The following is a 26,264-nucleotide window of genomic DNA, read 5'->3' as shown; positions in this document are numbered from 1 at the left end:
CACCAATATAAAACCGAAAATTTCGGAATTCATGGAATATTATTGACAAAATTGTGAAGGGATTGGAAAATGGAAACATTGACTGTAGGTCATATAAAAAGGGGTGGTCAATATGCTTAGGCAAATACAGCAGCTTATCATCGTGGTATTGCTTATCCTGCTCATTGCCTCACTGCCGTTAATGGTAACCGCAGATCCGGAAACACAATCGCTGAGCTTTGATCCGGGTGCGCTGCCGCAGGTATACGGCGAATTTTTCACACAAATAGCAGACGGGGATTTAGGTACATATCAGCAGGGGACGAGGACACGGTCCATCGGGGAGGATATCGGGCGGTTCTTTATCACAAGCCTGAAAATCATGGAAGCGGGGATCCTGGCAGCGGTCGTGCTCAGCCTGGTTTTCGGTGTCTTTATCAGCAGGTTCCGGGCAGCCAGGGGATTCAATTATATCCTTAACATTCTGGCATCCATTCCGGATTTCATCATTATTGTTGCCAGCATGATCCTTGCCGTGAAATTTTATAAAATGACGGGGATCAGGATCATTTCCCTGAGGCCGGATTCCGGTGCGCTGAACACGTGGTTTCCGACAGTGCTTGTGGCGATAGCCCCCACATTGTATCTGTTTAAGCTGGTGGCAGTGAAATACTATCAGCTGAGCGGCGAAGATTATATCAGGACCGCGGTGGCTAAAGGGATGCGGCTGGATTATATCAATCTTCAGCATGTTTTTAAAAACATCGAGCCTTTTATCCTGGCGGAAATGACAAAGGTGATTTCGCTTGGGATAGGAAATTTATTTATCGTTGAATACATAATGAACGTTTCAGGAATCACGAAATTCATTTTCCAGGCTAATGGATTCCAGCCCATTGCGATCGGCTTGTTCGCAATGCTTTTGATGTCGCTGATCGTTTATCTTTCTATCAGATTATTATTTTACTTATTTAAGCGGGTGCTGATCCATGAATAAGCTGCTCAGAGTGAATTACTCATTATATATTGGCGTATTTCTAGTCAGTGTTCTGCTTTTCTTTGCTGTTTTCGGGCCGTATTTGGCGCCCCATCAATTATCTGAAGCGCTGGAGACACAGTATCGGGATGGAAAGGTGCTCGCACCGCCGATCCAGCCGTTTGAATCTGGCGAATATCCATTGGGGACTGACAGATGGGGCTATGATATTGCATCCATGATTCTAAATGGCCTGAAATACACAGTTTTCATCGCGATTGCCGTAACTTTTATCAAGATGGTGCTGGGTACCATTATCGGTTTGTATGTGGGGACCTGGAAGCGGACACCGGGATGGCTGCTGGCGTTTGAAAATGCGTGGAGCTTTGTCCCGCTGTTTCTGATCGTTTACTTTTTCTTCAGGGGAATCAACACGCTGTCATTCATTCCGACATGGAAGCTTATCATGCTGTTCATCCTGATCACTTCCCTTGTCAGCATTCCAAGCATTGTCTCATCTGTCCGGCAGAAAACGGCAGAGCTGAACAAATCTGTATACATTGAAGCTGCCAGGGCATTGGGGGCAGGAAGGCACAGGCTGATCTGGAAACATATTTTCCCTCAGCTCAAAGAAACATTTCTTGTCATGTTCATTCTTGAGATTGTCTATGTGATCACGATCATGGGGCAGCTTGGCCTGCTGGAGATCTTTGTCGGCGGTACAAGGGTCACCTATGATCCGCTCCTGTTTCACTCCATAACGAAAGAGCTGGCAGGGCTGGTCGGCCAGGCAAGGGGAAATATTTATGGGAACCTTCATATTTTAATGGTGCCCCTTGCAGTCTTATTGATCACGACCATTTCATTCAGCCTTCTGGCCAATGGCATGAAAAACCGATTCCAGTCCAATTACCAGAGAACACCTTGGATCAAAACCGGACAGGAGCCAAAGCTGAAGCCAGTAAGGAAAAATTATATAGCCCAAAAAGGAAGGAAGCTGCTGTCGCCTGAACCGATGGCGCTTATAATCCTTTTGATCCTCTTTATCAGTGCCGGCACTTATGTGTATGCCACAAAGGATCAGGATATAGGGGTGAAAAACTTCAGCCAGGCTGAATATGACCTGAGCCTTAAGATGAACAAGCAAGGAGAATTCTCATCGACAGCCAATATTGAAGTGAAGAATGAGTCAGAGGATGAATGGGATAAGCTGGTGTTCTATTTTATACCGAATGTATTCAAGGAAGGCCATTCGTTTCAAAGCGTGGAAGGCTACGCCTCCGTCACTCTGAATCACATCAAGGTGGACGGGAAGGAAGCGGATTATGAACTGAAGGATGATACCTTAAGCGTCTTCCTTTCAGAAAAAATGGATAAAGGCGATAAAGGCAAAGTTGAGATAAACTATGAGTTCACCCTTCCTGAAAAAGGAAATCGTTTCTCAAAAGTGGATAAAAATTATTACCTTGCCCAATGGTACCCGATGCTGGCAACCTTCCGTGAGCATAAATGGAATAAGGAGAAGTATTCCGAAGGGCTGGAAACCTACCATACCGATTTTTCAGATTACAAGGTTTCCTATGATATACCAAAAGGCTACACGATTGCCTCAACAGCAGATGAAGACCCGCCAGCCTCTGAAACCAGGGGAACTTTGAAGGCTGAAAAGGTCAGGGACTTTTTCATCAGTATCCTTAAAGATACAAAGGTATATGAAGCAGAAGCAAAAGAGGGGGTTAAGGTAAGGCTCTTTACGGAGGATGATCATAACAAAGATCCTGAACAGTCGCTTGATCTTGCCAAAAAGGCTCTTTCCTTCTACCAGGATAAAATAGGGGAATATCCTCATGAAACGCTTGATGTCGTCCTGGATGAAGGTCAGTTTATGGAATATCCCGGCATCGTTACGATCAATCCGTATATTGAGGATTCGTATTTCTACCAGGTTTCCATCGTTCATGAGATCGCCCATCAGTACTTCTACGGAACCGTTTCTAATGATCCTTATTATGAAGCATGGGTGGATGAGGGGATTACCGAGTTTGCAACCAGCATGTATTTCTATGCGGGAAAAGGCGAGGGGGAAATTAAGGCTTTTTCTCTTCCTCTTAACCGGATGAAGAGCATAGAAGAAGAATCAGTTAAACGACAGCATTCAAATGTGCCGCTGGATGAAGTGTCGCATAACGGATATGTGTATGGCCAGCCGGCAGTGAAGCTGCTCGAATTAGTCAATAACCGTTTCATGGTCAAAGGCAATGACCCGCGTATTGTGGGGATGGAGTTCCTCTCAGCGTACTACGAAAAGTTTAAATTCAAAGAAGTGGATTCGAAAATGTTTGCGGATTTTGCCGCAGACTACTTTCTTGTCCCGAAAGGCTATTTTACCGACTGGCTGACGCTTGAATAATATTCTGCCGTCTGGAATGCCGCATGTAAAAAGCTCCCTTGCTGCAATTGCAAGGGAGCTTTTCGGCCTGTAAAGAGGAACTTTGGCTGCCTTTGGCAGGTGAGCTCAATAGGCATTAATTATTTTCATCAATGATGATTTTCTTGCCTGACTGCTTAGGTATCCGGATGATCAGCAGGCCGTCCTGGTAAGAAGCCCTGACCTTTTTTTCATTGATAGGCTGCGGAAGCGGGATGGTCCTGGATGATTGCTGCATCGTCTGCTTCCGGCTGAAGGTCCTGTGCTTATCATCTTCCTGGAGTACGGTTTCCGCGTGGCTGACTGAAATGGTAATATAATTATCCAGTACATCAATATGGATCTGCTCCCTTTTTATCCCCGGCAGCTCTGCTGTAATATGATGCTCTTTATCGGTTTCAGATACCCGGACAGAAAAGGAACTCTGCGGAAACGGAGTTTTAAAGAAATCATCAATGCTCTGCAAGAACCCTTTGACGGGTTTTTCCTGAAAGAATGTGTTCATCGATTTCATGATATCGCTGAATGGCTCATTTTTCTCTTTCTTTTTTGGGCCATCAGGCAGCTGTGAAGACATTCATGCATCTCCTCCCAAAACAGAATCTTGGGATATATTATGCAATCAGCGCCCGATTGGTCCCTTTGAGAAAGACTCACCCTCTTACTTATAGATACCTGATTTTCCGCGCAAAAATATTTTTGATCCCCTGGGAAAGGAGATTGAAGGTGAATATAGAAAAAGTCATGAACAAGGCTGCAAAGAATGGAATCCAGATCGGGCCCCGGATGTCGATAAACGCATCTTTTAGAAGCATCGGCCAGGAGATGGATGTGTTGACAAATTCCCATAGCCCTGTTGGCGTCTGGACAAACTGCTGGGAAATGAAGATGCCGACAAAGCCTAGCTGTCCCAGGAGGAACATTACTTTTCCCAGATCTGAGATCATATAGACCAGGATTTTCCCATACAGAAAAGGCATATAATATCGTTTGAACATGGCAAAGGGAGTGGTTCCCGCTGCTATTCCCCCTGTAATGAACTCTTTTGATGATACTTCATCGAATTCCAATTTGATCATGTCGGCAGCCCTGGCTGCTTCAGAAAGGGCAACCACAAGGATCAGCCAGAAAGGCCGGTCTTTTGCAAACAATAAAGGCGGCAGATTAACGACCAGTATGACAATGATGATGGTCGGGATATAAGATAGGAAGCCATTCAGCCATTTGAGGACAGAATCGGCCGCCAGCACCTTTTTATGCGCCAGGAAAGCAAAGGGAATCGCCAATGCATATCTGAGGGCTGTAATGATAATCACAAGGAGAAGCGTTTCCTTGGCGCCAAGCACAATGATGCTCAGCAGATCCCTGCCCGATTTGTCCGTTCCGAGCGGGAAGTCTTCATTTGGCCCGTATGGCGGGATGACAGGCTTGCGGTTCTCATCCATAATATAAGTGATTGTGGACAGCTCCCGGTCTATAAAAGGGAGGAAAGGGCCGATGAAAGCAATAAATGCCAGGATCCCGAGACAAACCAGGCTTATAATAAATACACTATATTTTTTCCACTGAAATTTTCTGTTCATATCAGTTCACTTCCCCCTGCCCTTTTTGGCATAAAGAGATATTTAGCTGATTGAGAGGCCAGTATGGTTAAAAACATCAGCACCAGGAATGGAAGCATCAGCGCAAAAGAAGAAACATCATTATAATTCAGGATGCTTTTAAGCAGATTGTTTCCTGCTCCCTCGTAGCCGGATAACTTCTCCACGATCGGCAGGCTCGATAAGATATACAGCATAATGAACTGCGCCTGATTGAGAAGTGTCCCGGCACAGTTAAAAAGGATATGCAGATAAATCTTTTTCTTTCCCAGCCCTTTTGAGTAGGCTGTCCGGATATAATCTTCCCCGCTTTCCTTGTCCATCGCAGCAGCGGTAAAATTGACCATATGAATGAAAGGGAAAAGTGTCAGTGAGATCATTGGGAGAAGAAAACTGTACCAATGCTCATGGCCGTATAGTGTAATCTGCGGAAATCCCCATTGAATCAGCTTGATCAATATATACTGCAGGCTCATATACAGAAAAAAATCCGGAACCGATGAAAACAGCCAGGACAAGGCTTCCTGAATTTTACCCCGCATACGGAGGCGCATCGAAAACTTTGCAATTCCTGCCAGTATTCCAGCTGCCATGCTGATAAAGAAAGCAGGAAGAATGATTCCGAGGCTTCTTTTCATATAAAGGATGGTTTCTTCGGACACCTTCCTTCCAGTCCGGCTCTCGCCAAATCCGTTTTCCTTCTGGATAAATTGAAAGAAGGATTGAATCTTATTTTTGTAGGCTTCTGCACTGAAAGGATAATCCATTTCAATGTGAAATGCGGAAGGCTGATAGATGACCGGTTCTCTTGGCAGCAGCAGAATCAATAGAAAGCTCGCCAGCACAAGGAGAAAAATGAACAGTTTTTTAAGTAACAGCATAAAACGATTGACCCCCATTCTTCTATATATCTGTTAAAATAGGTTAACCGCGGCCAAAGAGCCGCTTTCAAAAAAAATATATCTGAATTGTCGCAAATTTTATACCTTCAGTCAATTTACTTTTGGAAAAATCTGATAATCTTAAATTCGGGCTGTTTGGTTCCGTTCCAGATAAATCCAACAGGAAAACAAAAGAAAATCCTTTTTGAACGAACGTTTATTCGGTAGAATGGGTGTATGAGGTGAACGGAAAATGAAGCTCAGGAAAAATCTCCAGGAGATATTAAAAGATTTAAAGATGACCGAAGAGTTCAAGGATAATATTGTCCATTGGCATACAATTGAAGAAAAAGAAGCAAAAACAGAGGATCTGCCGGATGATATACATCCATCCTTGAGAAATGCTTTGGAAAAGCGGGGCATCAGCCGTCTTTATACACACCAGAGGTCTGCCTATGCGGCTGCTTCTGAAGGAAAAAGCCTTGTGGCTGTTACTCCAACTGCATCTGGAAAAACACTATGCTACAATCTTCCCGTCCTCCAGACGGCCATCAGCGATCCGAAGGCGAGGGCGTTGTATATATTCCCTACCAAAGCACTGGCCCAGGACCAGAAGAGTGAAATAAATGAATTGATCCAGGAAGCGGAGCTCCCTGTCAACAGCTACACGTATGATGGCGACACTCCGGCTAATATAAGGGAAAAAGTTAGGAAAGCAGGCCATGTTGTCATAACGAACCCTGATATGCTGCATTCGGCGATCCTTCCCCATCATACCAAATGGGTTTCTCTTTTTGAAAATCTCAAATATGTTGTCATTGACGAGGTTCATATTTACAGAGGCGTCTTCGGCAGCCATGTGGCAAACGTGATCCGCCGCCTCAGGCGCATCTGCCGTTTCTACGGGAGCGACCCGCTCTTCATCTGCACATCGGCAACCATTGCCAATCCGCTTGAGCTTGCTGAAAACCTGACGGAAAAGAAAATGGAGCTGATAGACAATAACGGGGCGCCAAGCGGAAGGAAGCACTTCTTGTTCTATAACCCGCCGATTGTCAATATACCGATGAATATTCGGCGAAGCGCCACGCTTGAAGCAAGGAAGCTGGCCGGGAGGCTTTTGAAAAACCGCATCCAGACTATTGTATTTGCCAGGAGCCGTGTCAGAGTCGAAATCCTGCTCACCTACCTCCAGGAGCTGGTCAAGCATCAGCTGGGGCCGAAAGCCATCAGAGGCTACCGGGGAGGCTATCTGCCGACAGAGAGAAGGGCGATTGAAAAGGGTTTGCGTGCGGGTGAAATCTACGGGGTCGTCAGTACAAATGCATTGGAGCTTGGCGTGGATATCGGCCAGCTTCAGGTATGCATCATGACGGGTTATCCGGGATCAATCGCAAGCTCGTGGCAGCAGGCGGGACGGGCAGGGCGGAGGCATGGCGAGTCTCTCGTCATCCTTGTTGCCAGCTCCAGCCCCCTGGACCAGTACGTCATTCAGAACCCGGACTATTTTTTCAATAAAAGCCCGGAAACGGCCAGGATCAATCCTGACAACCTCATCATTTTAATCGACCATATGAAGTGTGCCGCCTATGAGCTGCCATTTAAGTATGGGGAGAAATTCGGTACTGCCGATACGGAGGAACTTCTTGAATATCTGACAGAAGAAAGGGTGCTTTACCAAAACGGCGATAAATGGCATTGGATGAACGATTCTTTTCCTGCCCACAATATCAGCCTCCGGTCTGCATCACAGGAAAATGTCATCATCATTGACCAGTCCGACATTGCAAACGTGAAGGTGATAGGTGAAATGGACCGTTTCTCTGCGATGACGCTCCTGCATGATGAAGCCATTTACCTCCATCAGGGCACCCAGTTCCAGGTTGAGTATTTGGATTGGGATGAAAAGAAAGCGTATGTGAGGGAGGTTGATGTGGATTATTTCACAGATGCCAATCTTGCCGTTGAGCTGAAAGTGCTTGAAGAAGATAAAAACAGGTCACGCGGTGAAATGGAAATCGGATATGGCGATGTGAGCGTGCTGGCCATGGCAACGATATTCAAGAAGATCAAGTTTGAAACACATGAAAACATCGGTTCCGGGCCGATCCACCTGCCGCAGGAAGAGCTGCATACAAGCTCGGCGTGGATATCCATCGGCAAGGAGCAGATCCAATTTGATGAAGACCGGATTGAAGAAGGATTGATCGGGACCGCACATGCACTCAAGCATATTGCCCCGCTGTTTGTCATGTGCGATCCGCAGGATATTTTCGTTGTACCGCAGGTAAAGGCTGCGCATAATGAGAAGCCGACCATCTTCTTTTATGACCGCTACCCGGGAGGCATAGGTCTGAGCGAAAAGCTCTATGATGGGATTGAAACGGTCATACAGAAGGCTGAAGGCATGGTAGCAGGCTGCTCCTGCGAGAACGGCTGTCCATCGTGCATTGGCACTGATTCAGCTATGAATACGGCCAAAAGCGATGTCTTGAAGCTTTTGGCATTATTCAGAAAAACGGCTATGGAGGGGGAGCGGTATGAGCCTCAAAAATAAGCTGAACCGATTAAAGCCTCATCTCTCAAAAGAACAGGGGAGTGAACCGGCTAAGCCTGTCAGGGCAGAAGAAGCTACTCAGGAATTTATGCTTCATGACCTATGGAAGGAAAACGGGGTTTTTCCATTCCATTTTGAGGACAGCTTCTGCCTCGTCAGGGAAAAGGAATATCCGCTAGACTGGAAGCATGGTAATTACCGGTTCTCTGATTTTGCGGCTGCAGTGAATGCCTGGAACAGCGGGGATGTATCCCATCCGCTTTCCTCTGCCGGGCATCAGCCTGATGAGCTGTTCTTCTTTGATACAGAAACTACGGGTCTTGGCGGCGGCACCGGAAACACGATTTTCCTGCTGGGGCATGCCAGTGTGACGCGTGATGGTGTGAAGCTCAAACAGCATATCCTTCCCCATCCCGGTGCAGAGGTGCCGCTTTATAAGAGCTTCCTGGACAGCGTGGATTATACAACCATGGTCACCTATAATGGCAAAGCTTTTGACTGGCCGCAGGTGAAGACAAGGCATACCCTTATCAGGGAACAGGTGCCCAAGCTTCCGCCTTTCGGGCATTTCGATCTTTACCACGCATCCCGAAGGATCTGGAAGCACAGGCTTGAGAGGCTGAAGCTTTCCATCGTCGAGAAGGAAGTGCTTGGCGTTGAGCGGAAAGATGATATACCAGGCTTCCTTGCACCGATGATCTATTTTGATTACGTGCAGACAAAGAACCCCGAAGGCATGCTCGGAATCCTGAAGCATAATGAAATCGATATCCTGTCGCTCATAACGCTGTACACACATCTTTCCTATCAGCTCCTTGGGCTGGACGGCAGCCGGACCGCTGCGGAAACCTATGAAGTAGGGCGGTGGTTTTCTTCTCTCGGCAACACTTCTTCTGCAAAAGCAGCCTTTGTGCAGGCAGCACAGACAGAGAATGAAGAGTCAGTGAAGGCCAGGAATGCACTCGCATTTGAACACAAGAAACTGAAGGACTGGGAACAGGCGGCAGCCCTATGGCAGGAATGCGCCGATTCGGAGGCAGATCCGAAAATTACGGCTGAATCCTCCATTGAACTGGCAAAATATTTTGAGCATCGCAGCAAAGACCTTGCGCGCGCAGTCCATTATGCTGAAAAAGCGAGAAAGGCGCTGGAAGCCGTTCCTGCACCTGGTACCTCAGATAAGCTCAAACCGGAAACAGATAAGAGGATCCGGAGACTCTATGCTAAGCTGGAAAAAGAACAGTCCCGGAATGATACCGCTTCTGCCGGTATAAAAAGCGCAGCATCAGGAAAATAACACCCTGGCTGCGTTTTTTTGTACCCAGAAAATCCGCTTTGCCCGCTGTAACAAAACTTTAATATTTCTATGTGTAAAAACCATTATTTATTAGTTGTCTGTACCTCATTGAAGCTGTAAAATTGAATGTTGTATGCTACATACAGTGAATAAAAAGAGTGAGGCTGGTTTGGATGTATAAAGCGATATTGTTCCTGTTTTTTGTTGTCATCTGTCTGACAGTCATTATTTTTTCCAGCATGAAGGACAGTTTTTATGTTATGCTGTAGCAAAAAAAACCCGGCAAATGCATAAAATTAGGTGTTTTCCTTAGTACAAGATTCCCCCTTTCATCATAACTTGTTAGTGTAAATATAACAGAATGAAAGGAGATCTTAATTATGCATTGCGGACCAAGACCGAATATTTGCCCGGCAGTTGTCCATCCGACAAAATGCTGTGTAAATCATACTTTCCAGAATAATGTGGTGCCTCATATCCATCCTACACACACTACGACAGTCAACCACATTAATTTTCAGCATCAGCATTACTTCCCACAAACACAATCAGTTGTAAATGAAGTGACAAACCAGCAGTTTGTCGCAGGCCCTGGACCGGCCCCTGGATTTGGAGGCCCTGGTTTCGGCGGCCCTGGAGCAGGCGGCTTCGGCGGACCTGGTTTCGGAGGCCCAGGCTTTGGCGGCCCTGGCTTCGGAAGATAATAACCTGCCATATTAAGGTGCATTACCAAGGCAGGGGCCTGTATACAGGCCCCTGCTCAATTTTTTCCATAAATCGCATATTATTTTTACATAGAAAGGAGCAGCCCAAATGAAAACAGCGGTTGTCTCAGGCTATAAACCCCACGAGTTGGGAATTTTCAAACGAAATGACCCTGCAGCAGCTTTCATAAGGGCTGCTATCAGGAAGAGCCTGCTCGGTATGCTTGACGAAGGGCTTGAATGGGTGATCATCAGCGGGCAGCCGGGCGCAGAGTTATGGGCTGCCGAGGAGGTCTTTCAGCTGCAGCTCGATGAATATCCTGATCTTAAGCTGGCCGTCATCACACCTTTCCTTGACCAGGAGCAGAACTGGAGCGATTCCAATAAAGAGTGGTATGAATCTGTGATTTCCCAGGCCGATTTTGTAGATTCAGTAACAAGGAAGCCTTACGAAAAGCCCTGGCAGTTCAGGCTGAAGAATCAATTCCTTATCGAAAAAAGCGATGTGCTTCTTCTTGTCTACGATACGGAAAAGGAAGGAACGCCAAAATTCATTTATGAAACAGCTAAAAGCTATCAGGAAAAGAATCCTTATGAAATCAGGATGATTTCCTTTTATGATCTTCAGCTGATTGTTGAAGAAGAGCAGCTGAAGAACCAGGAATTTTAATTTAGTTCCAAAGATAAATTGACAAAAGTACATATTTTTGAAAAAATATATTAAGATTATTCAGCGATAGACTGAGGTGAATGTGATGCTATCCGATAAAGTTAAGTTAACAGCAAAAGACATTTTGGAAAAAGAATTCAAGGCAGGGATGCGGGGGTACAAGCCTGAAGATGTCGATAAGTTCCTGGATCTGATCATCAAGGATTATGAAACCTTCCACCAGGAAATTGAAGATCTGCAGCAGGAAAACCTGCGCCTGAAGAAACAGCTTGATGAAGCCTCTAGAAGGCCTGCAAGCACCCAGACTGCCGGAACAACGAACTTTGATATCTTAAAGCGCCTTTCCAACCTGGAAAAGCATGTGTTTGGCAGCAAACTTTATGAATAACAGCTTTTAACTGATTTTCCTTTTTAAAACCATTGCTATTGGAAGCCAGATTGCATATAATATCATTTGTAGTCATTAATAACGTTCGGGTAATCGCTGCGGCAGCTTGCTGCTGCAGAGGAAAGTCCATGCTCGCACGGACTGAGATGTCCGTAGTGTTCGTGCCTGGCGAAGTCATAAGCCAGGGCAGCCGGGCGATTGCGCGGCTGACGGCAGGGAAAATGCCTAAGTCCTTCGGGATATGGCATGAATACCTTGAAAGTGCCACAGTGACGGAGCCTTTCCAGAAATGGGAAGGGTGGAACGAGGTAAACCCCGCGAGCGAGAAACCCAAATAATGGTAGGGGCACTTTCTCTGAGGAAATGAACAAGGAGAAGGACAGATTTTATATCTGTAGATAGATGATTGCCGCCTTAGTACGAGACTCAGGTCGATTGCAGTACAAAGGAACAAAACATGGCTTACAGAACGTTATTAGTGAGATGATTTTTGAAATGGTAAAGCTCTCCTTTTGCAGGAGGGCTTTTTTAATACATACCAAAACCCTCATGGGGAACACTTGCACGCGGAAACTTCTTCAGGCTATCATGGATGAAGCGGACCGCTGGCCGGCAATAATGAAGGGAAGATCTACTGGAAAGGATGTCTTACATGGGAAAATACCAAATCATCGCAACAGCGGCAATGGGGCTTGAAGCGCTCGTTGCAAAGGAAGTGCGGGCACTTGGCTATGAATGCCAGGTGGAAAACGGAAGAGTTGAATACATAGGGGATGAGACAGCTATAGCGAGAAGCAATTTATGGCTGAGAACGGCAGACCGGATCAAAATCAAAATCGGCGAATTTAAAGCTTATACTTTCGATGAGCTGTTTGAAAAAACAAAAAGCCTTCCATGGGAACAGTATATTGCAGAAGATGCTGAGTTCCCGGTAATCGGCAAGTCTGTCAAATCAAAGCTGTTCAGTGTTTCCGACTGCCAGGCAATCGTCAAAAAGGCGATTGTCGAGAAGCTGAGGACAAAGTATAAAAAAACAGGCTGGTTTGATGAAACGGGTCCATTATGCCGCATTGAAATCTCTATGCTGAAAGATACAGCAACCCTGACTCTGGATGCCAGCGGAAGCGGCCTTCATAAACGGGGATACCGGGCAGGACAGGGAGAAGCTCCGCTGAAGGAAACCCTGGCTGCTGCGCTCGTCCAGCTGACGAACTGGACACCGGACAAGCCATTTGCAGATCCTTTCTGCGGATCAGGGACCATCCCGATCGAGGCGGCCTTGATCGGGCAGAATATTGCCCCGGGCTTTAACCGGGAATTTACCTCTGAGAAGTGGGGCTGGATGCCGGAAAAGGTATGGGATGAAGCCAGAAATGAAGCTGAGGATTTGGCAGACTATGATCAGCCATTAGATATCACTGGATCTGATATTGATCACAGGATGGTGAAAATTGCCCAGGAAAATGCATTTGAAGCAGGCCTGGGGGACATGATCCAATTCAAGCAGATGCAGGTGAGGGACTTTACCTCCAATAAAGAATATGGTGTGATTGTCGGCAACCCTCCATATGGCGAGAGGCTTGGGGAAAAAGGGGCTGTACAGAAAATGTACCGTGAAATGGGAGAAGCGCTCTCAGGGCTGGATACATGGTCGATTTATATGCTTACTTCCGATGAGGACTTTGAACAGCATTTCGGGCGCCAGGCAACCAAGAAAAGGAAGCTGTTCAACGGTTTCATCCGAACAGACCTCTATCAATACTGGGGCAAGCGTCCGCCAAGAGAAAACAGGCAGAAAGAGGAATAAAGGGTTCTCTTATTGAATAAACTAGCAATACTCTATCGGTTTTGTATTAGATGGGCTAGTTTTATTTACAGGAGGAGAGCCAATGGATTACAGGACTCTTGATTTCAATAGAATTTCTCAGGCGCTTGACTACTCGATGGAAATGCTGGTAAAAGAAACGCCTGCCGATCAGGTGCTGGATGAACTGAAAAGTGCCCAGCATGAGCTCCGGCAGGCCCTGTCCTTTTCCCTTTCCGGCAGGCAGCAGTAAATCCTGCCCGGTGTCCGGCAATAACCAGGCACAAGGCTGGCCTCCTCGAAGGGAGCGCCGGTTTTTTGCCGTTCAAGATGATAAATGTACAGCCTGTACTGACGAATTCCTGATTCATCCCATAGTGCTCCCGGCCCCTTGAGCTTGACTAGTTGAAAAAATAGTATAAAATGATTCTTGGCCTCCTGGTTTGGAGTTCGAAGATGCTGCATATGGCAGCTTGTATATAAAAAGTGAAGGGCCGTGCTTCCATGGCCATAAATAATATTGAAAATTACCGCCTCTGACAGGCGGTTATACTTTTTTATGCTGAGAAATCGCAGGAACGCCTGCATGTTCAGGAGTTTTTCCGCTATAGGCGGACGAGGCTCACAGGCCGATGTCCGGTCCCCCGCCATTTTCCAAAGATACAGGAAGCCCCCGGGACGCTTCTGGATATAGGAGGATTACATGCAAAACCAATTGCCCTTTGCAGTAGCAAAAACAGAATCATTTTTTGAAAAGCTTGGCGACTGGATCGGGGATGTTTTCTATGATCTGCTCCCTGAAGCCGGTTTTGAATTAAGAGACGAACAAATCTATATGGCTTTCCAGCTGGAAAATGCCTTCAAGGAGAAAAAGACAATCTTTGCTGAAGCTGGTGTCGGAACAGGAAAAACGCTTGTCTATCTCCTGTATTCCATCTGCTACGCGAGATATACGAATAAGCCGGCCATCATCGCCTGTGCCGATGAAACTCTCATCGAGCAGCTTGTAAAAAAAGAAGGTGATATTGCGAAGCTGGAAAAAGCGCTTGGATTGAATATTGATGTACGCCTGGCTAAGTCAAGGGATCAATATCTTTGCTTGAACAAGCTGGACAAGGCTGTAGCGGAACAGGACTATGAGGCATATGGAAACATTTATGACCAGCTTCCGTCCTTTACCCACAGCGGAGGATCGCTGCAGAATTTCGAAAGATACGGAGACAGGAAAGATTATCCTGAGCTGACAGACAGCGAATGGACCGGTTTATCATGGGATTCCCTTCAGGATTGCTTTACATGTGAGAAAAGGCACCGGTGCGGCCAGACACTTCACAGGGATTATTACCGGAACAGCCAGGACCTGATCATCTGCTCGCATGACTTCTATATGGAGCATATCTGGACAAAAGAATCCCGCAAAAGGGAAGGCCAGCTGCCCCTGCTGCCTGAATCCTGCACGGTTGTATTCGATGAAGGGCATCTGCTTGAGTATGCCAGCCAGAAAGCCTTGACATACAGGCTGACCGAGCAGATTCTTGAATCGCTCCTTACCCGCCTGATGGCAAATGACGTAAGGGAAAAAACTTTGAATCTGATTGAAGACACCATCGTCCAGAATGAGACCTTCTTCCATGCCCTTTCAGCTGCTGCCGGCAGCCGGACGGACTCTGAGAAACAGCAGATTGCCAAAGGGCCGGCTGTTCTGAAAGAAGGAAAGCTCCTGCTTGAAATGATCGGCTCGCTGGAAGAGGAGCTTGTCTTTGAAAGCGAAATGTATGTTATAAATGAATATGACCTCAAGGTTGTTGAAGAATATCTTGAGCAAATATCATTCTCGCTCTCCCTTTTTATGAAAGATAAGGGAGGAATCAATTGGTTTGAAGAACATAATGGTGAACGGACCCTTGTCATCATGCCTAGAATGGTAGAGGAAATCATGAGGGATGAGGTGTTTTCCCAAAAGAAGCCATTTATCTTTTCTTCCGCCACATTATCGGAAAAAGGCTCCTTTGATTATATGGCCACGAGCCTTGGCATCGACGACTATTTATCATTCACTGTAGCATCACCTTTCAGCTATGAAGAGAAAATGGCCATTCATATGCCTGAATACAGTGAAGAAGATATCACCGGCAAAATGGAATATACTCTGGAACAGCTTAAGAAATCTGGAGGCAGAGGCCTTGTGCTCTTTACAGATCAGAGAGAACTGAACCTTTTTAGGGACTATGCACAGGGCAAGACGGAATTCCCTGTCTATTTTGAAGGAGAGGCTGAAATCAGTACGCTCGTCTCAAAATTCCAGAACGAAGAAGAAGCGGTCCTTTGCTCTACAAATCTTTGGGAGGGCTTAGATATACCTGGCAGATCACTCGAAAATGTAATCATTTTCTCACTCCCGTTCCCTCCGCATGATCCGGTGTTTGATGCCAAGCGTGAAAGCGCGGAAGATTCGTTCCGGGAAATCGACATGCCATACATGCTCCTCAGGCTCCGCCAGGGAATCGGCAGGCTTATCAGGAGCCATGAGGACAGAGGAACAGTACACATCCTGACCAGCAGAGAAGAAGATGTTTCTGTGCTTGAGTCTGTTGAAGCTGTGCTGCCTGTTACACCTGTTAAATAAGGTTTTGATGCCCCCCCTCTTGGCAGAGGGAGGGGCTTTTTGCATCCATTGAAGGGGACCGACAGGGAGAATAAATTTTACTTTGGTCCTCATTCGCTGCAGGTTTGTATTCCCGTTTTTCAAGCAGGGGTCAGCATGCAAACTAACGGCACAACCATAAAGAGAGATCTATTCCTTCAGCCTTCTTCACTGCATTCAAAGCAGATCGCTTTCTTGTCATCCGTTATGATTCCGTTGAAAAATCCGTCCAGGCAATAAATCGTTTTCCCGCATTGTACGCAGGTTCCGGCAGGTTCCCTCATCATTCTTCCTCCTGTTTTTAGGTGATTTGCAGTTCTATTCTAGCGTTTTATTCAGAAAAATGTGATAAAATATATGTTGCAAATGATTTTTAGGGGGATGCCAGCATGAACGAAGCATTGAAAAAAACTGAAAAAGACTTTCTTGATTTTGTTAAAAAGATGGGCGCTTATAATGAGGCTCTGTCATTAATATACTGGGATCTCCGTACGGGCGCTCCCAAGCAGGGGGTAGACCAGCGCACTGAAGTAATTGGCATGCTTTCTTCAGAAGTGTTCAAGATGTCCACTTCCGAGGAAATGGCTGCATACATAGCAAAGCTTTCAGGAGAAGAAGCGGCTGCATCACTTGATGCAATTACTGTGAAGGTTCTTGAAGAAAGCAAGAAAGAATATGACCGGAATAAGAAGATTCCGGCTGAGGAGTATAAGGAATACGTTATCCTGCAGTCAAAGGCTGAAAGTGTATGGGAAGAGGCTAAAGAGAAATCGGATTTCACGCTTTTCCAGCCGTATCTGGAAAAGCTTGTGGAAGCCAATAAGCGCTTTATCCAGTATTGGGGCTATGAAGGCAATAAATACAACACACTCCTGGATTTGTATGAGCCGGGTGTGACAGTCGATGTGCTGGATGAAGTCTTTGGCGAGCTCAGAAGCAAAATCGTGCCTCTCGTCAAGAGCATATCCGAATCAGATTCAAAGCCGGATACCAGCTTTTTGTATGAAAATTTCCCAAAGGAGAAGCAGCGTGATTTCAGCTTGGAAATCCTGAAGCAGATGGGCTATAACTTTGATGCAGGAAGACTTGATGAAACGGTACATCCATTTGCGACCGGCTTGAATCCAGGGGATGTCAGGGTGACAACGAAATATGATGAGAAGGACTTCCGCACTGCTGTATTCGGTACAATCCATGAAGGCGGCCATGCGCTGTATGAACAGAATATTTCCAAAGACCTTATAGGCACGCCGCTTTGCACAGGGACATCAATGGGAATCCATGAATCACAGTCTCTCTTTTATGAGAATTTTGTAGGGCGCAGTGAGTCATTCTGGAAGAAAAACTACGGACTGCTCAAGCAGTACGCTGATGGCCAGTTTGATGGGGTGGAGCTGGAAGATTTCTATCGTGCCATCAATGAGTCAAAACCGTCGCTGATCAGGATTGAAGCAGACGAACTGACCTATCCGCTTCATGTTATTGTCCGCTATGAAATCGAAAAAGGACTGTTCAATGATGAAATTGAAGTGAAGGACCTTCCGGAAATCTGGAACAGCAAATACGAAGAATACCTGGGAGTGCGACCATCCAATGATGCAGAAGGAGTTCTTCAGGATGTCCATTGGGCCGGGGGCAGCTTTGGGTATTTCCCTTCCTATGCACTCGGATATATGTACGCGGCACAGCTAAAGCAGGCGCTGCTGAAGGATCTTCCTGATTACGACCAGCTTCTGGAAAAGGGGGATCTTGCGCCAGTCAAGGAATGGTTCACGAAAAATGTCCATCAGTACGGCAAGCTGAAAAAGCCGCTTGAGATTCTTGAAGATGTTACTGGCGAAGGGCTGAATGCCAGCTGCCTGTCAGAGTATCTTTATGAGAAATACGGGAAGGTTTACCGTTTAAAAGAGTCCTCCCGTTAATTTGAAAAAATAAAGAAAGGGAAAAAGAGCGGGGTGCAGCCGCTCTTTTTCTGCAGGGTGAGGCAATGAAGAAGCTGATGCCGTATTTTGCAATCTCTGCCGGTGCATCTTTATGGGGCCTGATTGCCTATTTTATCAGGGGCTTGTCCGGGTTCGGCTTTTCCTCAATGGAAATCGTCGGGATCCGGGCAGTAACTGCAGCTGCGGCTTTGCTGCTGATAGGGCTTTTTCTGGGCCCGGGCCGGCTGGCTTTAAAAAGGACTTCTGATATTGGCCTGTTTGCCGGCACCGGAATTTGCAGCATTGTATTTTTTAATTGGTGTTATTTTACGAGCATTAATTTGATGGATATTTCGATTGCAGTCATACTGCTGTATACTTCTCCCGCTTTTGTCGCAGTGTTGTCCTATATTTTCCTGAAAGAGAAAATAACCGGGCGGAAAATCATTGCCGTTTGCGGGACTGTTGCCGGCTGCATCCTGATTGCAGGGGTGGGGGGCGGTTCCGGTTTGAGTGTGATTGGGGTGGTAACTGGACTGGGAGCAGGTCTTGGCTATGCGCTTTACAGCATATTTGGGAAGTTTGCGCTCCAAAAGTATGAGCCGTTTACTGTCACGCTGTATACCTTCGTGACTGCCTCTGCTGTTCTGCTGCCGATTACCAGGCTATGGGAAAAAGCTTCTCTGTTTTTACAGCCGGAGGTTCTGTTCCTGGGCCTTGGCCTAGGCCTGCTGCCGACCGTCCTGGCCTATTTTCTTTACACCTGGGGTTTAGAAAAGACAGAAAGCAGCAAAGCAGCGGTCATTGCTACAATTGAGCCTGTCGTAGCCATCTTTATGGGTGTTGCTTTATATTCAGAATCACTGGGTTACATGCAGCTGTCCGGCTCTATCATAATCCTTCTGTGCGTCATCCTCGTGAACCTCCCGGAAAGAAAGGGGAGAACACCCCTTGAGACAGGGAATAGTGCATAAAGAAACACTCCAGCAGCTGCTGGAGTGTTTTCTTTCAGTCTGGAAAATTATTTTGGCTTGTCTTAAGCTGGCCCGCAGGACGCGGCGTTTTTTGCCTGCGTTCCTTACTCCTGGCAAGATGATTACCATAGTTTATACCCTTTAGATCCCGGCGGTGCGTTTTGGATCAGGTCGATGAACGGGATGGTGTAGGCAAACAGGATGAGGGCAGCGGTGATGCCGAGCCAGAGCTTCCAGTTTTCAAAGACAAGCGGCGTTTTTTCGGCATTTTCCGCTGTTTCGCCTACCGGGAATTCTTCAGAGCCTTTAGGGGCCATGAAGGCGAGATTTACAAAGATATACAGCATCAGGATGATAGCAAGGAACAGGATGGATCCTCCAATTGCCTGTGCGACCTGATAGGGAATCCATTCAGCTGCCTGTGCCGCTCCGCCGTACTCAGAAAAAGAAGAGCGGCGGGGGGCGCCCAATAATCCTGCAGCATGCATGGCCCCGGACATGAATGTCATGCCGATTGCCCAAAGCACTCCTTGTGTAATGGCGAGGCGGTTCATCGCTTTCGTAAGGACTCTGCCGGTCAAATGCGGCACCAGCCAGTAAGAAATGCCGAAGAATGTCAGGACCACAGCAGTTGCAACGGTCAAATGGAAGTGGCCGGTTACCCAGATTGTGTTGTGGACTACCTGGTTCATCTGGTGTGATGCGTTAACAATGCCTCCTGCACCTGCAGGGATGAAGGCAACCATCCCGATGAATGGAACTGTAAAGCGGGCATCCCCCCATGGCAGTTTTTTGAGCCAGCCGAATAAGCCTGTTGCCCCTTTGGATCTTCCAAATCCCTCAAATGTAGCAAACAGTGAAAAGGCAGTCATTAAAGAAGGGATAACAACCAGGAATGTCAGGATTACCTGCAGGAATTTCCATGCCGCGTCGATACCCGGCTCCATCAGCTGATGGTGGAATCCGACCGGTATGGAAAATAGCAGAAATAGAATGAATGACATCCGGGCCAGTGAATCAGAAAAAATTTTTGCGCCAATTACTCTCGGAATGACAACATACCAGCCCATATAAGCAGGAAGGAGCCAAAAATACACGAGCGGATGTCCGAAATACCAGAAGAGCGTCCGGCTGACTCCGACATTGACGGTCTCGACCAGGCCAAGTGACCATGGCAGCAGCTGTATCAGCACCGTTGCGGCCACTCCAATGGTAGCGACGATCCACATGATGGTATTTACCAGGCTCATGAATGTAAGCAGGGGGCTCGGCTGCCTGGGATTATTCCTGCGCCACTCTGCATACTTCATGATAATCGCAGCGCCATCAAACCAGCTGCCGACTACTACGAAAGTCAGTCCAATATAATAAATGGCATGTGCCTGCAACGGGGCATAAAAGGTATACAAAACGCTTGCTTCATTCAGCAGTATCATGACGGCTGCCATCATGGTTCCGGCTGTCATGAGCCAAAAACCGATCCAGCCCATCGTCCGCTGCTTTTTCGTCAAGGTCCCGGCTGTTTTGCTGACTGCTGCAAGCTGGAAGCCCATAATGAAGAACGTTGTCAGTACCAGTCCCAATACGACTCCATGGACAGTGAGAATCTGATAATAGCCGATTCCAGCCGGCAGCTGGAACTTGCCGGAGCGGACGAGCACCTGCAGTAAACCGGCAAGGCCGCCGATTGCGAGCGCTGTGAAGGCTACATAGAAATGAGCCATGGCTAGCTTCCCGTCCTGTCTGTCAACCTTTGTATTCTGATTTTGCTTCATGATGCTTCAACCACCTTTATTTTTGACGTCATCATATGATGTCCTGCACCGCAGTACTCATTGCACAAGATAAGATACTCTCCAGCTTTATCAAAAGTTGCTGTATGCTCACTGATATATCCGGGCTCCAGCATCATATTGATATTCGAGCCGGCGACCTCAAAGCCGTGGATAACGTCCTTTGTCGTTGCCATGATCTTCACCTTCGCCCCAAGGGGTATTTCAATTTCGCCAGGATTATAGGAAAAGGCGGAGGCAACGAATACCAGCTCATAATCCCAATCCTTTCCCTCCACTTTTTTTAGGCCGGGCTCATTGAAAGGCGCCGTCTGGTCCACCTTCTCCGGATTGATGGTTGCAAGGCAGCTCGGGGGCTGGTTGCCAAGATAGAATGCGCTGATGCCAAGAACCGTCAAGAAAACGATCAGTGAGCCGATTCCGAACCCGAGCCAGGCTTTTTCAAATTTATGCATATGCATAGCTTTCTTCTCCCTTCAGGCATTTCAATCATAATGGATAGCATGCTTGATGATTAAAATCGATCTGTAAATAAAAAATAGACGCCTGCCCATACTCCGATTAAAAATAAACCCAGAATAAACACAGAGGCCAAGGTTCCCTTTAAAGATGAAGCATCCTCGATCTTTGTTTTATTTTTCCTGCCAAGTTCCGTGTTTGCCATGGCTTTTTTCTCCTTTCAATATGGATGAATAAATAATGATTACATGTTCATCATACAAGGAATTTCTCCGGATTCTACCAGTCTTCACCTGTTTCACAAAGTGTTCATTCATTCTGTTGGCACTATGCCAATAGTGTAAAATTGCTGCAGCAGGCCGGAAGGACCGGGATTCTTATATAGAAATGTGAAATTTATGTGAAAAGGAGAAATACTCAATGCGTCATTAAGTAAATAAGCCCAGGCTGAGAAATGGAATGACTCTCCCCAGGGGATTATATTCACTATTTTAGGATTATTCAGAAATGGACTGTATAAGTGCTTCTCAAGAGCCAAAAAGCACCATATTATCACTAAAAGCGAACAATGCAAGTGGAATAAAAACAAATAATTCGACTTTTTCTCTTATTAAACTATTGAAATATCTTGCTGGGGTGTTATAATGAAACATAATTTCATAACGATACACTCATATAATCGCGGGAATATGGCCTGCAAGTTTCTACCGGACTGCCGTTAACAGTCTGACTATGGGTGAGCAATGGGAGGCATGGGATCTTTTGCTGTTGCCCCTGCCTTATAAAAGCCTGAAGGGATTGCTTCACTCATTTTTTTGCAGTGAGTGATTTCCTTCAGGCTTTTTTATTTTTCTATTCATAGGGAGGATAATGATGAAACTACTAGAAGAAACAATCAAAAGAGAAGGACGGGTGCTGTCTGACAGTGTCCTTAAGGTAGACTCGTTTCTCAACCATCAGATCGACCCTTTCCTGATGAAGGAAATAGGCAAAGAGTTTGCAGCACGTTTTGCAGGGGAAGCTATTACGAAGATTCTTACGCTGGAATCGTCAGGGATTGCTCCATCTGTCATGGCTGGGATCGAGCTTGGGGTGCCCGTGCTGTTCGCGAGAAAAAGAAAATCATTGACTCTCTCAGAAGGGCTGCTTTCCGCCAGTGTCTATTCTTTCACAAAGCAAGAGTCCAACGAGATTTCAGCATCTTCCAAATATCTTGGCGCTGATGACAGGGTCCTTATCATTGACGACTTCCTGGCCAATGGCCAGGCTGCTTTGGGGCTCATCGAACTTGCCGGACAGGCCGGGGCTTCAGTTGCGGGCGTTGGAATCGTTATTGAAAAGTCCTTCCAGGAAGGACGCAGCCTGTTGGAAGAGAAAACTGTCAAAGTGGTTTCCCTTGCACGGATCCAGTCGCTTGGGAATGGAAGCATCACATTCTTGGAAAATAGCAGGGAGGCATCAACACGATGAAAAACTCACCATTTAAAATAGCTTCATTGGGAATCCAGCATGTTTTAGCCATGTATGCAGGTGCTGTCATTGTACCCCTTATAGTGGGCGGGGCCCTGGGGCTGTCAGGAGAAGAGCTGACCTATCTTGTTTCCATTGATATCTTAATGTGCGGAGTGGCGACGATCCTCCAGGTATGGCGCAATCAATTCTTCGGCATCGGCCTTCCGGTTGTGCTTGGCTGTACGTTTACCGCAGTCAGCCCGATGATTGCGATTGGCGGGCAATATGGCATTACAGCTATTTATGGATCTATTTTGGTTTCGGGCCTTTTTGTTATACTGGTAGGAAAATATTTCGGAAATCTTGTGCGTTTCTTCCCTCCGGTTGTAACAGGCTCGGTTGTTACCATCATTGGTATCACACTTATCCCGGTTGCCATGAATAATATGGCTGGCGGCGAAGGCAGTGCCGATTATGGTTCGCTTTCCAATCTGGCCCTTGCATTTGGAACTTTATTCTTCATCATTATTTTGTATCGCTTGTTTACCGGATTTATCCGCTCTGTTTCAATCCTGCTAGGACTATTTGCTGGAACAGCCGCTGCATTCCTGATGGGGAAATCAGATTTCTCGGCAGTGGGTGAGGCTTCATGGTTCCATATGGTCCAGCCTTTCTATTTCGGGATGCCGACATTTGAACCGGCAGCAATCCTGACAATGATCATTATCGCGATGGTCAGCCTGGTTGAATCAACAGGCGTTTATTTCGCCCTGGGGGATATTTGCGGCAAGAAGCTGGATAAGAAAGACCTGGCAAACGGCTACAGGGCAGAAGGGCTTGCGATTGTCCTTGGCGGGCTGTTCAATGCATTTCCATATACAACGTATTCTCAGAATGTCGGCCTTCTCCAGCTGTCAGGTGTGAAAACCAAGAATGTCATTTACACAGCGGGCGTATTCCTTGTCCTCCTTGGCCTGGTTCCAAAAATCGGCGCCATGACTACAGTCATTCCATCAGCTGTATTGGGCGGCGCAATGATTGCCATGTTTGGGATGGTCATCGCCTATGGAATCAAAATGCTCAGCCAGGTGGACTTTTCTTCACAGGAAAATCTGCTGATCATCGCCTGCTCTGTCGGAATGGGGCTTGGAGTCACAGCAGTTCCAGGCCTGTTCGCTGAAATGCCTGAGAGCATCAGGATCCTGACAGATAACGGCATTGTAGCGGGAAGTTTGACGGCTATTGCACTCAATCTTGTATTCAATGTAAAAACCTCCAAAGCAAAGACCGCGGCCTCTAAGCTTGAAGAGAAGGCAGCATAATAATAGCCAGCCATCCCGCTTTTAATGGGGATGGTTTTTTTTGTGAAACATATTCTCATGATAAACGTATTGAATAATATGAAACTTAAAGGAGGAATGAGAGTATTGAAGATAATCTTCCGGCTGTTCATGTTTGCAGTGACAGCCCTTTCGCTTGCAGGCTGCTCCTTTCTGGAAGAGGCTGCCGGCACTGCAGAGTATGCCAATAAAGCTGCAGAGCATATTGAAAAGCTGAATGCATTTGCCGAGGATGCCCCGGGGATGATTGAAGTAGCTGCCGGGGATTCAGAAATCCGGCACCAGCTTGAGGAAAGGCTGGTTAATCTAAAACAGGATATTGAGAACTTTATTCAGCTTCAGGATATACCTGCTCCCGCTGAGGCCATTCATGAGGAGCTGGCTGCCAAAAATGAAGAGCTGCTGGAAGAAATCAATCTGGCTATAGATGGCGGCAATCTGGCCCTTGATCAATTGGAAAACTCAGAAATGATTAAAACAATAAATGATGCATCTGCCCTGCTGAACCGGATTGAAGGGCTGATGAATTAACTGATAAAAGGGCATCGCCCTGATGCCCTTTTAACTTGTCATTTTCCTTCCAGCAGCTCATCCGTAAATTTAATGCTCTTTTCCAGCCTCTCCCGGTAGCTGCCGTTGATTATTTTATAGCACACATGATGTTCATCAAGAAGAGATTTCAGAAGTAGATGATTCTTCCAGCGCAAATCCTGATGCCCGAAGCTTCTTGTCCCGTCATCGACCCAATCTACATCCGGCTCCAATAAAAGCCATAAATCATACTCCTGCAGTCTGGCCATTTCATCGAGCACAGGCTGTCTTTTATTCAGATAGGCGTGAGAGAAAAACTGGGTGGTGATTGCCTCAGTATCAACAAAAAGGATTTTGTCTGCCAGCTTCAGCTGCTTCCATTCCTCCAGCTTATGTGCATATGCAATATGGGGGTAGTCTTCCGGTACTGTTATTCCCTCGCATCCTCCAAGTTCTTCATAAAAGGTCCGGCCATACTCCTTCACAAAAGAAGTATTATAAATCTGGGCCATATTGGCTGTCAGCGTGGATTTTCCGCAGCTTTCAGTCCCGGCAATCACCACTTTTTTGACGAAATGCGGCCGGACACATTTAGGCACCATATCCCAATGCTTCAGCACGCCATCTTTCCTGAACATCGTACCTGATACCGGATACCTTTTTCTCTCCGGATCTATGAGGATATGCTCAGCTTCCGGGTAAAGACGGGAAAAAATCGGTCCGTAATCCGGCTCTGAGCTGAACACAAAATCGATCGGACTGCCGATTGCGGCACGGATCTTTTTTGCGCCATTTTCCCAATCGGAGAAAGAGCCGGTCTGTTCATCATAAATTTCATGGACATGTACATGCGGCAGCTCCCTGGTCAGCTGTTTCCACCAGCGGAGCCGCAGTGTAAAGCTGACATGCTCTGCACAGCCGCCTTCAAAAAGCTTTCTTTCATAGTCGCTGTCGTGTGAGATGATGACATGAAGCTCGTCAGCTGTTGCAGCTGCCGCCGTCATGCTGTATACATGGCCAAGATGGGGGAAAGGCAGGAACTTTCCCCCGTACATACCAATTGTTTTTTTCTTCAAACCGCTGCAGCTCCCTGTTTTTTATAAAGTTTCGTCCAATTTATATACCCATAAATGCTGTTAAACAAGAATGCCGTCCACATGACGAGCATAGATATATCATTGCCCCCTGTTGAAATCAGAGCATTAAACCAGAGGATGACCGACAGGACATTGACAAGGATCCATAGAAGCCACTGCTCGGCGAATCTTCTCAGCATCAATATCTGTGCTGTTACGGAAAGGACATTTGTGGCAGAGTCAATATAAACAGATCTCCCCCCCAGATAGTCAAGGAGGAGGGCATATAGAAAAATGGACACCAGCACAGTAATTCCGAGAAGGGACCATCCCTTGGAATCAAGCGTCTTAACCTTCACATCTTCCCCTTTTATGCTGTCCTTTGTCATATTCTTTCTCCAGAGATAAATGCCGATAAACTGAATGGGAAAATAGAACAGGCCATTGAGCATGGCTTCCCCATACAGCCCGTAGGTATAGGAAATATAAGCATATGTCCCTGTCTGGATAATGCCGAAATAATAGTTTGCGATTTTTCCCTTTGCTACGAGGACAACACAAAGCATCCCGGCCAAAGAAGAAATAAGGCCAAGAAGGGAATCCTGCCAGGCAATAAACAAATACACATTAATAAGTATAAAAACAAGAAGCCAGCTTATTTCAAATATCGTCCAATCGCGGAATATTTTCATGGTTTCCTCCTATGAAAGCAGATGCGGCCATACAGCCTAAAACTTATTATAGGTGATTATTTTCTGAAAAGGGAATAAATTTCCTGTTTTTTTACC

General features: G+C 46.4%; 24 protein-coding genes, 1 other RNA gene and 1 riboswitch. Of the genes, 16 read left to right on the top strand and 9 right to left on the bottom strand.

What is annotated here, in order from left to right; translation table 11 throughout:
* Window positions 1–112: 112 nt before the first annotated feature.
* Together N288_RS15570 and N288_RS15565 are read left to right on the top strand one after the other, a co-directional pair.
* Complete coding sequence (locus N288_RS15570; protein WP_009791244.1) at window positions 113–976, top strand: ABC transporter permease subunit; 864 nt, start codon at window positions 113–115, stop codon at window positions 974–976.
* Complete coding sequence (locus N288_RS15565; protein ID WP_009791243.1) at window positions 969–3,365, top strand: ABC transporter permease subunit; 2,397 nt, start codon at window positions 969–971, stop codon at window positions 3,363–3,365. The genes N288_RS15570 and N288_RS15565 overlap by 8 nt, the downstream gene beginning before the upstream one ends.
* Before the next feature lie 115 nt (window positions 3,366–3,480).
* Here N288_RS15565 and N288_RS15560 read toward each other — a convergent pair whose 3' ends face one another.
* The 3 genes from N288_RS15560 to N288_RS15550 form a co-directional block, all read right to left on the bottom strand.
* Window positions 3,481–3,960: an Hsp20/alpha crystallin family protein gene (locus tag N288_RS15560; protein ID WP_009791241.1), complete on the bottom strand. Its 480-nt coding sequence runs from the start codon at window positions 3,958–3,960 to the stop codon at window positions 3,481–3,483.
* Between the two features lie 88 nt (window positions 3,961–4,048).
* Window positions 4,049–4,966 (bottom strand): peptide ABC transporter permease, encoded by a 918-nt coding sequence (locus N288_RS15555; protein ID WP_009791240.1) that lies wholly within the window; start codon window positions 4,964–4,966, stop codon window positions 4,049–4,051.
* Window positions 4,963–5,865: an ABC transporter permease subunit gene (locus N288_RS15550; protein ID WP_009791239.1), complete on the bottom strand. Its 903-nt coding sequence runs from the start codon at window positions 5,863–5,865 to the stop codon at window positions 4,963–4,965. Before N288_RS15550 ends, N288_RS15555 begins: the two co-directional genes overlap by 4 nt.
* 253 nt (window positions 5,866–6,118) lie before the next feature.
* On the opposite strand from N288_RS15550, the gene N288_RS15545 reads away from it, so the two are divergent.
* The 9 genes from N288_RS15545 to N288_RS15505 all read left to right on the top strand — a co-directional run bounded on the left by N288_RS15545 (window position 6,119) and on the right by N288_RS15505 (window position 15,911).
* Window positions 6,119–8,422 (top strand): DEAD/DEAH box helicase, encoded by a 2,304-nt coding sequence (locus tag N288_RS15545; RefSeq protein ID WP_009791237.1) that lies wholly within the window; start codon window positions 6,119–6,121, stop codon window positions 8,420–8,422.
* Complete coding sequence (locus N288_RS15540) at window positions 8,406–9,719, top strand: ribonuclease H-like domain-containing protein (protein ID WP_009791236.1); 1,314 nt, start codon at window positions 8,406–8,408, stop codon at window positions 9,717–9,719. The genes N288_RS15545 and N288_RS15540 overlap by 17 nt, the downstream gene beginning before the upstream one ends.
* Before the next feature lie 380 nt (window positions 9,720–10,099).
* Window positions 10,100–10,423 (top strand): CotD family spore coat protein, encoded by a 324-nt coding sequence (locus tag N288_RS15535; RefSeq protein ID WP_022544119.1) that lies wholly within the window; start codon window positions 10,100–10,102, stop codon window positions 10,421–10,423.
* 109 nt (window positions 10,424–10,532) lie between these two features.
* Entirely contained in the window at window positions 10,533–11,093 is a 561-nt protein-coding gene (locus N288_RS15530) for an SLOG family protein (RefSeq protein WP_009791233.1), read from the top strand.
* A gap of 85 nt (window positions 11,094–11,178) precedes the next feature.
* On the top strand, window positions 11,179–11,481 hold the full coding sequence (gene gpsB / locus N288_RS15525) for a cell division regulator GpsB (protein WP_009791232.1): 303 nt from the start codon (window positions 11,179–11,181) through the stop codon (window positions 11,479–11,481).
* Between the two features lie 81 nt (window positions 11,482–11,562).
* Window positions 11,563–11,951: RNase P RNA component class B (rnpB, locus tag N288_RS24770), an RNA gene on the top strand.
* A gap of 182 nt (window positions 11,952–12,133) precedes the next feature.
* Entirely contained in the window at window positions 12,134–13,288 is a 1,155-nt protein-coding gene (locus tag N288_RS15510; protein WP_022544117.1) for a THUMP domain-containing class I SAM-dependent RNA methyltransferase, read from the top strand.
* An 82-nt stretch (window positions 13,289–13,370) separates the two neighbouring features.
* On the top strand, window positions 13,371–13,538 hold the full coding sequence (locus N288_RS25210) for a hypothetical protein (protein ID WP_009791228.1): 168 nt from the start codon (window positions 13,371–13,373) through the stop codon (window positions 13,536–13,538).
* 450 nt (window positions 13,539–13,988) lie between these two features.
* A complete protein-coding gene (locus N288_RS15505; RefSeq protein ID WP_009791226.1) occupies window positions 13,989–15,911 on the top strand; it encodes an ATP-dependent DNA helicase in 1,923 nt (640 codons plus the stop codon).
* A gap of 176 nt (window positions 15,912–16,087) precedes the next feature.
* On the opposite strand, the gene N288_RS25715 is transcribed toward N288_RS15505, so the two are convergent.
* Window positions 16,088–16,216 (bottom strand): hypothetical protein, encoded by a 129-nt coding sequence (locus N288_RS25715; protein WP_009791225.1) that lies wholly within the window; start codon window positions 16,214–16,216, stop codon window positions 16,088–16,090.
* Between the two features lie 102 nt (window positions 16,217–16,318).
* Here N288_RS25715 and N288_RS15500 point away from each other — a divergent pair, with 102 nt between their 5' ends.
* Together N288_RS15500 and N288_RS15495 are read left to right on the top strand one after the other, a co-directional pair.
* Entirely contained in the window at window positions 16,319–17,851 is a 1,533-nt protein-coding gene (locus N288_RS15500; RefSeq protein ID WP_009791224.1) for a carboxypeptidase M32, read from the top strand.
* Between the two features lie 65 nt (window positions 17,852–17,916).
* Complete coding sequence (locus N288_RS15495; protein WP_009791223.1) at window positions 17,917–18,825, top strand: DMT family transporter; 909 nt, start codon at window positions 17,917–17,919, stop codon at window positions 18,823–18,825.
* A 122-nt stretch (window positions 18,826–18,947) separates the two neighbouring features.
* Here the strand turns inward: N288_RS15495 and N288_RS15490 are convergent, their stop codons facing one another.
* The 3 genes from N288_RS15490 to N288_RS15480 are packed head-to-tail and all read right to left on the bottom strand — an operon-like array spanning window position 18,948 to window position 21,282.
* Window positions 18,948–20,600, bottom strand: coding sequence for a b(o/a)3-type cytochrome-c oxidase subunit 1 (locus N288_RS15490; protein WP_009791222.1), 1,653 nt, complete (start codon window positions 20,598–20,600; stop codon window positions 18,948–18,950).
* Complete coding sequence (locus tag N288_RS15485; RefSeq protein ID WP_022544115.1) at window positions 20,597–21,079, bottom strand: cytochrome c oxidase subunit II; 483 nt, start codon at window positions 21,077–21,079, stop codon at window positions 20,597–20,599. The genes N288_RS15490 and N288_RS15485 overlap by 4 nt, the downstream gene beginning before the upstream one ends.
* 53 nt (window positions 21,080–21,132) lie before the next feature.
* Window positions 21,133–21,282 (bottom strand): hypothetical protein, encoded by a 150-nt coding sequence (locus N288_RS15480; RefSeq protein WP_009791219.1) that lies wholly within the window; start codon window positions 21,280–21,282, stop codon window positions 21,133–21,135.
* Between the two features lie 446 nt (window positions 21,283–21,728).
* Window positions 21,729–21,830: riboswitch (purine riboswitch) on the top strand.
* A gap of 120 nt (window positions 21,831–21,950) precedes the next feature.
* Here N288_RS15480 and N288_RS15475 point away from each other — a divergent pair.
* The 3 genes from N288_RS15475 (at window position 21,951) to N288_RS15465 (ending at window position 24,400) form a co-directional block, all read left to right on the top strand.
* Window positions 21,951–22,547 (top strand): xanthine phosphoribosyltransferase, encoded by a 597-nt coding sequence (locus tag N288_RS15475; RefSeq protein ID WP_022544114.1) that lies wholly within the window; start codon window positions 21,951–21,953, stop codon window positions 22,545–22,547.
* Window positions 22,544–23,851 (top strand): nucleobase:cation symporter-2 family protein, encoded by a 1,308-nt coding sequence (locus tag N288_RS15470; RefSeq protein ID WP_009791217.1) that lies wholly within the window; start codon window positions 22,544–22,546, stop codon window positions 23,849–23,851. Before N288_RS15475 ends, N288_RS15470 begins: the two co-directional genes overlap by 4 nt.
* Before the next feature lie 96 nt (window positions 23,852–23,947).
* Window positions 23,948–24,400 carry a DUF6376 family protein gene (locus N288_RS15465; protein WP_248137414.1) on the top strand — a complete coding sequence of 151 codons (453 nt, stop codon included), beginning with the start codon at window positions 23,948–23,950 and terminating at the stop codon, window positions 24,398–24,400.
* 38 nt (window positions 24,401–24,438) lie between these two features.
* Here the strand turns inward: N288_RS15465 and nadR are convergent, their stop codons facing one another.
* Both nadR and pnuC read right to left on the bottom strand, forming a co-directional pair.
* Window positions 24,439–25,476 carry a multifunctional transcriptional regulator/nicotinamide-nucleotide adenylyltransferase/ribosylnicotinamide kinase NadR gene (gene nadR / locus N288_RS15460; RefSeq protein WP_009791215.1) on the bottom strand — a complete coding sequence of 346 codons (1,038 nt, stop codon included), beginning with the start codon at window positions 25,474–25,476 and terminating at the stop codon, window positions 24,439–24,441.
* On the bottom strand, window positions 25,473–26,168 hold the full coding sequence (pnuC, locus tag N288_RS15455; RefSeq protein WP_009791214.1) for a nicotinamide riboside transporter PnuC: 696 nt from the start codon (window positions 26,166–26,168) through the stop codon (window positions 25,473–25,475). The genes nadR and pnuC overlap by 4 nt, the downstream gene beginning before the upstream one ends.
* Between the last annotated feature and the right edge of the window lie 96 nt (window positions 26,169–26,264).

The organism is Bacillus infantis NRRL B-14911, assembly GCF_000473245.1.
Taxonomy (GTDB): domain Bacteria; phylum Bacillota; class Bacilli; order Bacillales; family Cytobacillaceae; genus Bacillus_AB; species Bacillus_AB infantis.
The sequence above is the reverse complement of the archived record's forward strand: the minus strand, read 5'-3'. Positions and strand labels throughout refer to the sequence as shown.

What these genes read in the sequence shown, in the direction of transcription:
- N288_RS15570 (WP_009791244.1), top strand. Translation starts at nt 113, where the DNA reads ATGCTTAGGCAAATACAGCAGCTTATCATCGTGGTATTGCTTATCCTG.
- N288_RS15565 (WP_009791243.1), top strand. Translation starts at nt 969, where the DNA reads ATGAATAAGCTGCTCAGAGTGAATTACTCATTATATATTGGCGTATTT.
- N288_RS15560 (WP_009791241.1), bottom strand. Translation starts at nt 3,960, where the DNA reads ATGTCTTCACAGCTGCCTGATGGCCCAAAAAAGAAAGAGAAAAATGAG.
- N288_RS15555 (WP_009791240.1), bottom strand. Translation starts at nt 4,966, where the DNA reads ATGAACAGAAAATTTCAGTGGAAAAAATATAGTGTATTTATTATAAGC.
- N288_RS15550 (WP_009791239.1), bottom strand. Translation starts at nt 5,865, where the DNA reads ATGCTGTTACTTAAAAAACTGTTCATTTTTCTCCTTGTGCTGGCGAGC.
- N288_RS15545 (WP_009791237.1), top strand. Translation starts at nt 6,119, where the DNA reads ATGAAGCTCAGGAAAAATCTCCAGGAGATATTAAAAGATTTAAAGATG.
- N288_RS15540 (WP_009791236.1), top strand. Translation starts at nt 8,406, where the DNA reads ATGAGCCTCAAAAATAAGCTGAACCGATTAAAGCCTCATCTCTCAAAA.
- N288_RS15535 (WP_022544119.1), top strand. Translation starts at nt 10,100, where the DNA reads ATGCATTGCGGACCAAGACCGAATATTTGCCCGGCAGTTGTCCATCCG.
- N288_RS15530 (WP_009791233.1), top strand. Translation starts at nt 10,533, where the DNA reads ATGAAAACAGCGGTTGTCTCAGGCTATAAACCCCACGAGTTGGGAATT.
- gpsB (WP_009791232.1), top strand. Translation starts at nt 11,179, where the DNA reads ATGCTATCCGATAAAGTTAAGTTAACAGCAAAAGACATTTTGGAAAAA.
- N288_RS15510 (WP_022544117.1), top strand. Translation starts at nt 12,134, where the DNA reads ATGGGAAAATACCAAATCATCGCAACAGCGGCAATGGGGCTTGAAGCG.
- N288_RS25210 (WP_009791228.1), top strand. Translation starts at nt 13,371, where the DNA reads ATGGATTACAGGACTCTTGATTTCAATAGAATTTCTCAGGCGCTTGAC.
- N288_RS15505 (WP_009791226.1), top strand. Translation starts at nt 13,989, where the DNA reads ATGCAAAACCAATTGCCCTTTGCAGTAGCAAAAACAGAATCATTTTTT.
- N288_RS25715 (WP_009791225.1), bottom strand. Translation starts at nt 16,216, where the DNA reads ATGATGAGGGAACCTGCCGGAACCTGCGTACAATGCGGGAAAACGATT.
- N288_RS15500 (WP_009791224.1), top strand. Translation starts at nt 16,319, where the DNA reads ATGAACGAAGCATTGAAAAAAACTGAAAAAGACTTTCTTGATTTTGTT.
- N288_RS15495 (WP_009791223.1), top strand. Translation starts at nt 17,917, where the DNA reads ATGAAGAAGCTGATGCCGTATTTTGCAATCTCTGCCGGTGCATCTTTA.
- N288_RS15490 (WP_009791222.1), bottom strand. Translation starts at nt 20,600, where the DNA reads ATGAAGCAAAATCAGAATACAAAGGTTGACAGACAGGACGGGAAGCTA.
- N288_RS15485 (WP_022544115.1), bottom strand. Translation starts at nt 21,079, where the DNA reads ATGCATATGCATAAATTTGAAAAAGCCTGGCTCGGGTTCGGAATCGGC.
- N288_RS15480 (WP_009791219.1), bottom strand. Translation starts at nt 21,282, where the DNA reads ATGGCAAACACGGAACTTGGCAGGAAAAATAAAACAAAGATCGAGGAT.
- N288_RS15475 (WP_022544114.1), top strand. Translation starts at nt 21,951, where the DNA reads ATGAAACTACTAGAAGAAACAATCAAAAGAGAAGGACGGGTGCTGTCT.
- N288_RS15470 (WP_009791217.1), top strand. Translation starts at nt 22,544, where the DNA reads ATGAAAAACTCACCATTTAAAATAGCTTCATTGGGAATCCAGCATGTT.
- N288_RS15465 (WP_248137414.1), top strand. Translation starts at nt 23,948, where the DNA reads ATGAGAGTATTGAAGATAATCTTCCGGCTGTTCATGTTTGCAGTGACA.
- pnuC (WP_009791214.1), bottom strand. Translation starts at nt 26,168, where the DNA reads ATGAAAATATTCCGCGATTGGACGATATTTGAAATAAGCTGGCTTCTT.